Here is an 11,983-nt window from a genome sequence, read left to right on the forward strand (position 1 = left end):
AACTTGAACTAACTCCTGTTCTTGTTCAGGGGATAATTTACGTGGTGCTCCTGTTGATTGTCCCATGATTAAGCCATCTAATCCTTTTTCTTTATAAGCATTCACATAATTATAAATCGTTTTTTCAGAACGACCGATCATGTTCATAATTTCTTTTATAGAATAGCCTTGTACATAGAAATAGATCGTTTGATAACGTTCATACATGCGTTTATTTTTAGTCGTTTTCATTGCTACAAGTAGGTTCTCTTTTTCGTTTTGATGTGCATTTGTCATTTGGCTCCGCTCCATTTGTCGATAAGTGTTACGTATATATTTCGACAAATAGTAGCTGTAACCTTTTAATTCAACTTATATATATTGAAGTATTAATCATTTAAGAACAGAACCATATGTTCCTCGTCCCAATATTGACCGTTATGTTTTAATGAACGCTCTTGTACGCCGTAAGTTTGGAAACCTAATGATTCATATAATTTTTTGGCACCGGCGTTACCAACTACAACATCGAGCATAAGTTGTTCTACATGTAATTTATCGGCATTTTCAATAATTGCTTTAATAAGAGCTCGTCCTGCTCCAAGGCCACGCGCTTTTGGGGAAACGAAAACGGAACCGATTTTTGCTTTATGTTCTTGTTTAATAAAAGGCTTTGTTTCTAAAGTAGCAATGCCGATTAAATCATCATCTTTGAAGACCCCTAGAGTATACTTATCCGGATTGCTTAATCGTTTTGCCATAGCAGCTACAGGATCCTCATGTTTCAAAACATCTTCATAGGAAGAGCTAAAAGCTTCCGGGTTCTTCGTTAAACCTTCCATACAAACTTTTAAATATATTTCTGCGTCCTCTGTCGTTAATAAGCGAATTTCCATAGTTGTAACCTCCTTGGTCGATTTCAAATAAAATAAATCCATTACTTTTATAAGATTGTGTATGTGTTTTGTTAGCAGTCTCTTTTAATTTGTAAAAGAATGAAAAGATATATGCTACAATGTTTTGTTTTTTAATATGTAATGAAATTATATATTAACTTTATTAACTATTCAAGTCTTTAATATATTACATTTTCATAACTAAAATAACTCCTCAATTGAGGAGTTATTTTAGTTATTCGATTGATAACCATCAATTCGATGTGGATGTGTGTAAATATTGCAGGATTCATTTCTGATAAATCCTACGACTGTAATGCCTAAATCGTGAGCGAGTTGTAATGCTAGTTTTGTTGGGGCAGATTTAGATAGAACAATTTCACATCCGATTTTTGAAACTTTGAGTAAAATTTCGGATGAAATACGTCCGCTAAATGCGATAATTTTTCCTTTAACAGATATATCATTGCGTAAACAATGACCGTATATTTTGTCTAATGCATTATGTCTTCCGATATCCATTCTTGATAGAAGGATATTATTTCGATCACATAGCGCGGTATTGTGAACACCACCAGTTTGGCGAAAGGTAGTGGAAGATTGTTGTAAAGTATTCATTAAGTAAAAACATTCTTCAGGAGTAATTTTTACATGTATATCATGTAAGTCTTTTGCTTTTGCCGCATCGTTTATGAAAATAAAACCTTGTCTACCTTTTCCGCAGCAAGAAGTGATGTATCGTTTATTATATAAAGTTTGATAGAGCGGATTCACTTTTGATGATTTTACATGGACAATTCCGTTATCTTTTTGAACCCATAGTTCTTCAACATCGTTATAGGAAGAAATAATCCCCTCAGAAATTAAAAAACCAATTACCATATCTTCAATATAATTTGGTGTGCATACGACTGTTACATATTCTTCACCATTCAATTTAATAGTAATAGGAGATTCTGTAACAATCTCGTCAAGTTGTTTTGAAAATGTACCAGATTGATAACGTACAATTGTATAAGTCTCTTGCGTAGGCCCCATATTTAATTCCCCTTTTATATGTATTTCTCTCCCACATTTATCATAAAACAATGGAAAAAATAAAAACACCTATTAACAAGAAGATCACAGATTATTTTGGTTATTATTGTATATGTACGATATAATAGAACTGTAGAATAGTGATATTTTCAAGCTTTCGTAGTTATACCTTATAACATCTAGAATCGACTTCATAAGAAAGTATTTGGGTAGAGCGTTTCAAAAATATGTACAGTAATGCGGTTTTGAAAACGGATTCATAATTGTGTTGTACAGTTGGTTGTAAGGAGAGGGGAAACTATGGCAGAACAGACAGTCCGTGTAACCGTCGATGGTAAAGAATTTTCTGCATCAGGTGAAAAGACGATACTACAATTATTTAACGAGAGTAATTTGGAACATCCTCAAATTTGTCATGTACCAGAAGTAGATCCAATTCAAACTTGTGATACGTGTATTGTAGAAGTAAATGGAAAGTTATTGCGTGCTTGTTCAACGAAATTAGAGAACGGTATGCATATCGAAAGACAGTCCCAGCGTGCAAAAGAGGCACAGACTGAGGCAATGGATCGAATATTAGAGAATCATCTACTGTATTGTACCGTTTGTGATAACAATAATGGTAACTGTAAAGTCCATAATACAGTACATATGCTGGGAATTGAGGAACAGAAATATCCGTATGAGCCGAAAGTAAGTGCGTGTGAAGTGGATATGTCACATCCATTTTATCGATATGATCCAAATCAATGTATTGCTTGTGGGCAGTGTGTAGAAGTATGTCAAAACTTACAAGTGAATGAAACTATATCGATTGATTGGAGCTTAGACCGTCCACGTGTTATATGGGACAATGGTGTAAGTATAAATGACTCATCTTGTGTAAGTTGTGGACAGTGTGTAACAGTATGTCCATGTAATGCGTTAATGGAAAAAACAATGCTGGGTGAAGCCGGATTCATGACTGGATTGAAACCGGATGTGTTAGATCCAATGATTGATTTTGTAAAGGATGTAGAGCCTGGATATAGTAGTATTTTAGCAGTTTCAGAAGTAGAGGCTGCGATGCGTAAGACGAAAGTGAATAAAACAAAAACAGTTTGTACATTTTGTGGTGTAGGTTGTTCATTTGAAGTATGGACGAAAGACCGCCACATTTTGAAAGTACAGCCTGTTTCAGATGCGCCGGTTAACGGTATTTCCACATGCGTAAAAGGCAAATTTGGATGGGATTTTGTAAACAGTGAAGATCGAATTACAAAGCCATTAATTCGCCAAGGAGATATGTTTGTTGAAGCTTCATGGGAAGAGGCTCTTGAAGTTGTTGCATCCAATATGCAGCATATTAAATCAGAATATGGAAGTGATGCATTTGGATTTATTTCTTCTTCAAAAGTAACGAATGAAGAAAATTATCTTATGCAAAAACTAGCCCGTCAAATATATGGAACGAATAATGTAGACAACTGTTCCCGTTATTGTCAATCTCCAGCAACAGACGGTTTATTTAAAACTGTCGGTATGGGCGGGGACGCTGGAACAGTGAAAGATATTGCGGAAGCTGGCCTTGTCATTATCGTTGGAGCAAATCCAACAGAAGGACATCCTGTACTTGCAACGCGTGTAAAACGTGCTCATAAATTACATGACCAAAAATTAATTGTGGCGGACCTTCGTAAACATGAAATGGCAGAGCGTGCGGATTTATTCATTCATCCGCGCCAAGGAACTGATTACGTATGGCTCGCTGGTATTACGAAATATATTATTGATCAAGATTGGCACGATAAAAAGTTCATAGCTGAAAATGTGAAGAATTTTGATGAATATAGCAAAATGGTAGAAAAGTATACGCTTGATTATACAGAAGAAATTACGGGGATTTCGAAAGAAAATTTGAAAGAAATGGCTCGTATGGTATATGAAGCAGATGGTACTTGTGTACTTTGGGGAATGGGTGTAACGCAAAATACTGGAGGAAGTACAACTTCAGCAGCAATTTCAAATCTATTGCTTGTTACGGGTAATTATCGTCGTCCTGGTGCAGGAGCATATCCATTACGCGGACATAATAACGTACAAGGCGCTTGTGATATGGCAACATTACCAAACTGGCTTCCAGGTTACCAAGCAGTTTCAGATGATGCGCTCCGTGCGAAATTTGAAAAAGCATACGGTACTACAATTCCGAAAGCACCAGGCTTAAATAATATTGCAATGTTACTTGCGGCAGATGAAGGAAAACTGCGTGGTATGTATGTTATGGGTGAAGAAATGGCTTTAGTAGATTCGAATGCCAACCATGTACAACATATTTTAGCGAATTTAGATTTCCTTGTTGTTCAAGATATGTTCTTATCGAAAACAGCTCGTTTTGCTGATGTTATTTTACCGGCAGCACCAAGCTTAGAAAAAGAGGGAACATTTACGAATACAGAGCGCCGTATTCAAAGATTATATGAAGTATTGAAGCCGCTTGGTGATTCAAAGCCAGACTGGTGGATTTTACAAAAAGTAGCTCGTGCACTTGGCGGGGACTGGAATTATGAAAATCCAAGTGAAATCATGGATGAAATTGCATCGCTTGCACCTTTATATTCTCAGGCAACATACGATCGTTTAGAAGGATGGAATAGTTTATGTTGGGGTAGCCATGATGGCAGCGATACACCACTATTATATGTGGACGGATTTAACTTCCCAGATAAACTAGCTCGTCTATCATTAGATGAATGGGTACCACCAGTTGTAGCGCCAGATGAGTATGATTTACTTTTAAATAATGGTCGTATGTTAGAACATTTCCATGAAGGGAATATGACGAATAAATCGGCTGGTATTTTATCTAAAGTATCTGAAGTGTTCGTTGAAATCTCGCCTGAACTTGCCCTAGAGCGCAATGTGAAAGATGGTGGTCTTGTAGAATTAGCATCACCATTTGGGAAAATTAAAGTACAGGCACTTGTTACAGATCGTGTAACGGGGAAAGAGCTATATTTACCGATGCATGCAACGGTAAATGAAGAGGCAATCAATATTTTAACTGGAACGGCGACAGATCTTTATACGTGTACACCAGCGTACAAACAAACGATGGTAAAGATGCGTGTACTACGTGAAAAAGGGAATCGTCCGTTACCATCTTCAAACCCGAGAGATAAAAAGCGTAATCCGCAAAACGGTGTTGAAATCCAGCAAAAATGGCAAAGAAAACAATACGTATCACTTGTGGACTAGGGGGCGGAGATTGTGGCGAAAGAAATTACTGTAATTAAAAAGAAATTTGTAACAGAGGAAGAACAGAAACAGCAAGTAGCAGATGAACTTCTAAATGAGCTATCTAATAATCGTGAAGCAGTAGAAGAAACGATGCAGCTTTTAGCACAGTTGCAGAAGGCTGGTATATTAGATGCGGCAATTAGTTTACTTGCTGCGAAGGAAGATGTTTCAAAAATCGCTGTGGAGCAATTAAATCGTGAACCCGTTAAAAATGCGTTAAATAATATGATGGGGGCAGGAGAAGCGTTATCTTCAGTTGACCCAGAAATAACGAAGCAAATTACGTCAAGTTTAGTTACAGGATTGCAATTTGCAACAGATGAATTAAATAGTGGCAAAAAAACAAAAGTGATGGATTTCTTTAAAGTATTAAAAGATCCAGATATCAATAGAGCTATTACATTCGGTTTTAGCTTCTTGAAAGCATTTGGACAAGGGCTAGAGAAAAAATAGAATAAATGAAAAAGTGATGGGAAGTAGCCATCACTTTTTTCATTATATGTATAAGAGTGTTCATGTTAAGCGGAATATATTATTATTAAAAAGATGGATTAGAACTGGGAATATGGAATCCATCTCAAATACCGTTTTAGAATTTGGAGGAATATATGCAACACCGTAAAAAACTATCTATACCAGGAGTAATGAGACATTCCTTTCAAACAGTTAAATTTTCTTTTTGGAATGTATTAACTTTTCAACTTGCTTATAAATTATTAGCAGCGATTGTGTTTGTTCCGCTATTTGGAATTATTTTTAATAAGTTATTGTATTTTGGTGGTTATGCAAATGCGACAAATGATGAATTATTAGCGTTTTTAAAGACGCCTTATGGCATCTTAGCAATCGTAATTTTATCATTGTTAGCACTGTTTCTTATCTTTACGGAATTTGCGGTGCTTATTATTATTTCGTATTTCGCTCATAAAAGACAGAAGGTGAAATTACGTCCGATTTTATATAAAACGGTAACGTATTTACCTACTCTTTTCACATATTGCTTACCAGGATTTATTTTATATGCTGTCGTATTGTTGCCTCTTTTAAATATGGGATATGAAACGGCATTAATCCCGCAAATTCAAATTCCTAACTTTATTACAGGAGAACTGTTTAAGACGACGATGGGGCAAGTTGGTTATTACACGTTCTTTGCTGTAGTCGCGTATTTGAATCTTCGATGGATTTTCGTTCTACCTATTGTTGTTTTAGAGCAAAAATCATTTCGCGTGGCAGCACGTAAAAGTGCAAATTTAGTAAAGGAAAGCTTTTTTAAAGTACTACTCTTTTTAGTAGGATTTTTTATTTCAATTGGAATTGTATATGTCGTATTTTTGGGAATATATTTATTGTGCCTATGGGGTGTTTATGAATTTACAAACCCGAAAGGAACATTTGCATTATTAGCTGAATCAACGATTTCTGTATTTTTAACGAGCACATTGTATTTATTCAGCTTTATCGTGACGCCATTTTATATTATGGCGATTACGCGATTATACTTACAAAAGGTACCGGTTGAAGATGTTTTATTAGAAGAAGGATTAGATTATTCGAAAACGAAAGCAGATAAATGTTTCTTCCAAAAACATCGTTGGAAATTCATTGGCGTATACATTGTAGGGATTATTACTGCGGGAATGGTCGTTGCCTTCATTGTAACGTTTATTTCAAATTCGTATAAAGAACCGATTATTATGGCGCACCGCGGGTATATATCAAAAGGCGTAGAAAATACGAAAGAAGCTGTGCAAGGTGCTATTGATGCAAAAGCAGACTACGCTGAAATAGATGTATTACAAACGAAAGACGGTGAACTAGCGGTTATACATGATTTGAAGCTGAAACGTCTCGCAAATGCAAATGTGCATGTGTCAGATTTAACGATGGCTGAGTTAAGGCAGCTTACCCTTAGTCAAGATGGACTTTCAGGACAAATAAGTACACTTGATGAAATCATTAAGCTAGCAAATGGCAAAATCAAACTTAATATAGAAGTGAAGCTTCATGGGGGCGAAAAAGACTTTGTAAACAAAGTCTTAAAAACGATTAAAGATAATGAATTTGAGAAGCAATGTGTAATTCAAACGTTACACTATCCGCTTATTAAAGAGTTTAAGCGTGCAAATCCAGATATAAAAGTAGGGTATATATTGTATGCAAGTAGAGCTAACTTAAAGAATGTGAAGGCTGACTTTTACGTAGCAGAAGAATATATGTTAAATAAGAAATTAGTAAAAGAAGCAAGGAAGTTAAACAAACCAATTTACGTATGGACAGTAAATGATATGGAAAATTTAAAGGCATATTATAAGTTAAACGTAGATGGTATCATAACTGATTACCCTGAAGATGCACGTGAAACAATTAAGATGTTAAAAGAGCAAGAAGCGGAAGAAAGTGATCTGTTTGATAAAATTACTGAAACGACAGATGATTTGTTTTTAAAATTATTTATAAGTTACCCAGCTGCTAGCTAAATGCTAGCAGCTGTTTTTTTGTGAAAAGAATATATTTCTAAAGTATTAAGTAAAGTAATAACTGTATATGTATACGTTATCGCTTAGTTTTTTACATTGTTACATTATTGTCAAATAATAAATGATTACTGTTTATTTTGAAGAAGTATAATAAAAATTGAGTGAAAGATAATGGAATGTCACGAAACCCCTAATAGAATCAATGTTTTATATATTTACACTATTCTAAATATATAAACTTTATAAAAATGATATGTTAGCGTTTTCATAACTTTTAAGTTATGCTAGAATAAGGACATAAGTTATTAATTATTACAAAAAGAAAAAAGAATCTCTTTTTTCTGTTAATTATAAGGGGGCATTTCATTATGCGTATTGGGGTACCAGCAGAAATTAAAAACAACGAAAACCGTGTGGCAATGACACCAGCAGGTGTTGTACATTTAATTCGTAACAATCACGAAGTATTCATTCAAAAGGGTGCAGGTTTAGGATCTGGTTTCACAGACGCTCAGTATGTTGAAGCGGGAGCAAAAATTGTTGATACAGCTGAAGAAGCTTGGAACATGGAAATGGTTATGAAAGTTAAAGAACCAATTGAAAACGAATACAAACACTTCAGTGAAGGCTTAATCTTATTCACATACTTACACTTAGCTCCAGAGCCAGAATTAACAAAAGCGTTAATTGAGAAGAAAGTTGTTGCGATTGCATACGAAACAGTACAATTAGAAAACCGTTCTCTACCATTACTTGCACCTATGAGTGAAGTAGCTGGTCGTATGGCTGCACAAATTGGTGCGCAATTCCTTGAGAAAAACAAAGGCGGTAAAGGTATCTTACTTGCAGGTGTTCCAGGAGTTAAACGTGGTAAAGTAACAATCATCGGTGGTGGACAAGCTGGTACAAATGCTGCTAAAATTGCAGTTGGACTAGGTGCGGATGTAACAATCATCGACTTAAGTGCAGAACGTCTTCGTCAATTAGATGACATTTTCGGAAACCAAGTAAAAACTTTAATGTCTAATCCTTACAATATTGCAGAAGCTGTAAAAGAGTCTGATCTTGTAATCGGTGCAGTATTAATCCCAGGTGCAAAAGCGCCAAAACTTGTAACAGAAGAAATGATTAAATCAATGGAACCAGGTTCTGTTGTTGTAGATATCGCGATTGACCAAGGTGGTATTTTCGAAACAACTGACCGTATTACAACTCATGATAACCCAACTTACGAAAAACACGGCGTTGTTCATTATGCAGTTGCAAACATGCCAGGTGCGGTTCCACGTACATCAACTCTTGCATTAACAAACGTAACAGTACCATATGCAGTACAAATTGCTAACAAAGGCTACAAAGAAGCTTGCCTAGGCAACTCTGCATTACTAAAAGGTATTAACACATTAGATGGCTATGTAACATTTGAAGCAGTTGCAGAAGCTCACGGTGTAGAGTACAAAGGTGCTAAAGAATTATTAGAAGCAGAAACAGTATCTTGCTAATAGAAGCATTATACAAAACAAAATCGAACAATATATAATACAACATGATAAGAGCTAAGAGATAATACCTCTTAGCTCTTCTTAGTAAAAGGGGGCATACATCGTGGCCAACCTATTTAAAAAGAAATCCGTTACGCAATTGTTAGGGGAAAGTAAAAGTAAAACTTTGACGAAAACGCTAGGGGCATTTGACCTAACAATGCTAGGGATTGGTGCGATAATTGGTACAGGAGTTCTAGTATTAACTGGATTAGTAGCAGCAAGAGATGCTGGTCCAGCAGTTATTTTTTCATTTATGATTGCAGCAATTGTTTGTGGATTTGCAGCATTATGTTATGCAGAAGTTGCATCTACACTTCCTGTTTCAGGTAGTGTGTACACATATTCGTATGCAACAATTGGTGAGTTTGTTGCTCATTTAATGGGATGGACATTGTTATCCGTATATGTCGTAACGACTGCCGCAGTAGCTGGCGGATGGACGGGTTATTTCAATAATTTAGTGAGTGGACTGGGACTTGAAATTCCGAAAGCGTTGCTAACAATTCCAGCGCAAGGTGGTATGGTAAACTTACCAGCAGTTATCGTTACGTTAGTGATAACTTGGTTATTATCACGAGGTACGAAAGAAAGTAAGCGTGTGAATAACATAATGGTATTAATTAAAATTGGTATTGTTGTTTTATTCATTGCAGTTGGTGTATTCTACGTGAAACCAGAAAACTGGATACCATTTGCACCTTACGGTTTAAGTGGAGTGTTCGCAGGGGGAGCAGCAGTATTCTTTGCTTTCTTAGGATTTGATGCATTAGCAACTTCTGCTGAAGAAGTAAAAAATCCGCAACGTGATCTACCAATTGGTATTATTGCTTCGTTAGTTATTTGTACAATCATTTATGTTGTAGTTTGTCTCGTTATGACGGGTATGGTTTCTTATAAAGAGCTAGATGTACCGGAAGCGATGGCATATGTGTTAGAGGTTGTAGGACAAGATAAAGTGGCTGGTGTAATTGCTATTGGAGCTGTAATCGGTATTATGGCTGTAATTTTCGCTTACATTTATGCGACAACACGTGTATTCTTCGCAATGAGTCGTGACGGTTTATTACCAAAATCTTTTGCGAAAATTAACAAGAAGACTGAAGCGCCAACATTTTCAGTTTGGTTAACAGGAATTGGTAGTGCTTTAATTGCTGGATTTATCGATTTAAAAGAATTGTCGAATTTAGCGAATATTGGAGCGTTATTAACATTCGCCATGGTTGGTGTAACTGTTATCATTCTTCGTAAAACGCATCCGAAATTACAACGTGGATTTATGGTACCACTTGTACCGATCTTACCGATTATTTCAATTGCATGTTGTCTATTCTTAATGGTAAATTTACCGTTAACAACATGGATATACTTTGGTATTTGGTTAGCGATTGGAGTAGTTGTATACTTTGTTTATTCGAAAAAGCATAGTCATTTAAAAGACGATGGAAGTTCGCAGGATAATTTAGATCAAGCTAATTAAAGGGATATAAACACAGTAAGCCTTGTGCGTCTAGGGAGCGCGCAAGGCTTTTTCTTTTGTTGAAATAAAGGGAACGTATAGTACTTTGTTGAATTTTTATGTCGGAATATGAAAAAAGGGTGGGAGAAAAATGGAAGAAATAAAAGTTGTTGTTGGAGCAGAGGATTATAATAATAACCCTGGTTGGTTACATACGAATGAAGAAGAATTAAATTTATTACGGAGAGAAACTTGGCTTGATAAGTTTCAATCTAATTCTTTATCAGTCATTTTGGCAGAGCATGTATGGGAGCATTTATCATATGAAGAAGGAATTGAAGCTGCAAAAATTTGTTATGAGTTTTTAATGGAGAATGGATATATTCGTTGTGCAGTACCAGATGCATTTTTTCCAGATGAAGAATATCAGCAAGGGGTACAAGTGGGGGGACCTGGTCCATTAGATCATCCTGCAGCAAGCCATAAAATTGTTCATAACTATAAAACAATCACGTCCATGTTTGAATCAGCAGGTTTTCAAGTGAGGCTCTTAGAATACTGTGATGAGAATGGTAAGTTTCACTATAATGATTGGAATGAGAAAGATGGATTTATTTATCGTTCGAAACGTTTTGACCATAGAAATCGGGATAATCAGTTAGGATTTGTTTCTTTAATTGTGGATGCGGTGAAAAATGAAAAGTAAGTAAAAAGGGGTGTGCGAATTGTACATCCTTTTTTGTATGAGAATATAGAGGATGCGGAAAATATGTATATGCCTTACTAAAATGTGAACGGAATGTTCATAAAAAAAATTCAGATTTCATTGACACATATGAGTAGGCGCTCATATAATAAGAGTATAAGATATATGAATGATTGTTCATATGTTCAATTAAAGAGGTGAGCTATTATGGCTGGAAATAAAGTAGAAACACCACAAGAGACATGTTCTCAAACGATAATTCATGAAGAAGTTGTAGAGCAAGTAAAACAAACAATTCCAACTGATGAAAGTTTAAGTAAAGTAGCAGAACTATTTAAAGTATTAGGTGACCGTACACGTACGAGAATATTACATGCGCTATTTGAAGCTGAAATGTGCGTTTGTGATTTAGCTTATTTATTAGGAATGACACAATCATCTATTTCGCATCAGCTTCGTGTGTTAAAGCAAGCGAAACTTGTGAAGAATCGTAAAGAAGGAAAGGTTGTTTATTATTCGTTAGCTGACCAGCACGTAATTCATATCTTCGAGCAAGCGTTTGAACACGTAAACGAAGAAGAATAAAAAGAACGCGAGGAGGGAGA

10 protein-coding genes are annotated in these 11,983 nt (G+C 35.6%); 7 read left to right on the forward strand and 3 right to left on the reverse strand.

Annotated elements, in window-relative coordinates; all coding sequences use genetic code 11:
• The 3 genes from ATL10_RS18020 to fdhD form a co-directional block, all read right to left on the reverse strand.
• Nucleotides 1-276, reverse strand: a 276-nt coding sequence (locus tag ATL10_RS18020; protein WP_181419322.1) for a helix-turn-helix domain-containing protein, incomplete at its 3' end; no start/stop codon positions are given.
• A 92-nt stretch (nt 277-368) separates the two neighbouring features.
• Nucleotides 369-875 carry a GNAT family N-acetyltransferase gene (locus tag ATL10_RS18025; RefSeq protein ID WP_000405868.1) on the reverse strand — a complete coding sequence of 169 codons (507 nt, stop codon included), beginning with the start codon at nt 873-875 and terminating at the stop codon, nt 369-371.
• Nucleotides 876-1,106: 231 nt separating this feature from the next.
• A complete protein-coding gene (gene fdhD, locus ATL10_RS18030) occupies nt 1,107-1,913 on the reverse strand; it encodes a formate dehydrogenase accessory sulfurtransferase FdhD (RefSeq protein ID WP_053565276.1) in 807 nt (268 codons plus the stop codon).
• 300 nt (nt 1,914-2,213) lie between these two features.
• Between fdhD and fdhF the strand changes: the two genes are divergently transcribed.
• The 7 genes from fdhF to ATL10_RS18070 all read left to right on the forward strand — a co-directional run bounded on the left by fdhF (nt 2,214) and on the right by ATL10_RS18070 (nt 11,963).
• On the forward strand, nt 2,214-5,150 hold the full coding sequence (gene fdhF, locus ATL10_RS18035) for a formate dehydrogenase subunit alpha (RefSeq protein WP_090978372.1): 2,937 nt from the start codon (nt 2,214-2,216) through the stop codon (nt 5,148-5,150).
• Nucleotides 5,151-5,162: 12 nt separating this feature from the next.
• Nucleotides 5,163-5,645, forward strand: a complete 483-nt coding sequence (locus tag ATL10_RS18040) for a helical membrane plugin domain-containing protein (RefSeq protein WP_110497285.1) — start codon at nt 5,163-5,165, stop codon at nt 5,643-5,645.
• A 155-nt stretch (nt 5,646-5,800) separates the two neighbouring features.
• Nucleotides 5,801-7,672 carry a glycerophosphodiester phosphodiesterase gene (locus ATL10_RS18045; protein WP_016513621.1) on the forward strand — a complete coding sequence of 624 codons (1,872 nt, stop codon included), beginning with the start codon at nt 5,801-5,803 and terminating at the stop codon, nt 7,670-7,672.
• Between the two features lie 368 nt (nt 7,673-8,040).
• Nucleotides 8,041-9,174 carry an alanine dehydrogenase gene (gene ald, locus ATL10_RS18050; RefSeq protein WP_110497287.1) on the forward strand — a complete coding sequence of 378 codons (1,134 nt, stop codon included), beginning with the start codon at nt 8,041-8,043 and terminating at the stop codon, nt 9,172-9,174.
• Nucleotides 9,175-9,277: 103 nt separating this feature from the next.
• The gene (locus ATL10_RS18055) at nt 9,278-10,693 is read left to right on the forward strand and encodes an amino acid permease (protein WP_001284896.1); all 1,416 of its coding nucleotides are present in this window, start codon (nt 9,278-9,280) and stop codon (nt 10,691-10,693) included.
• Between the two features lie 130 nt (nt 10,694-10,823).
• Complete coding sequence (locus tag ATL10_RS18060) at nt 10,824-11,378, forward strand: class I SAM-dependent methyltransferase (RefSeq protein ID WP_061661010.1); 555 nt, start codon at nt 10,824-10,826, stop codon at nt 11,376-11,378.
• Nucleotides 11,379-11,585: 207 nt separating this feature from the next.
• Complete coding sequence (locus ATL10_RS18070) at nt 11,586-11,963, forward strand: ArsR/SmtB family transcription factor (RefSeq protein WP_000918378.1); 378 nt, start codon at nt 11,586-11,588, stop codon at nt 11,961-11,963.
• The last annotated feature ends 20 nt before the right edge of the window (nt 11,964-11,983 follow it).

The sequence above is a fragment of the Bacillus sp. 196mf genome, assembly GCF_003217275.1.
In the GTDB taxonomy this organism is placed as follows: Bacteria; Bacillota; Bacilli; order Bacillales; family Bacillaceae_G; genus Bacillus_A; species Bacillus_A thuringiensis_S.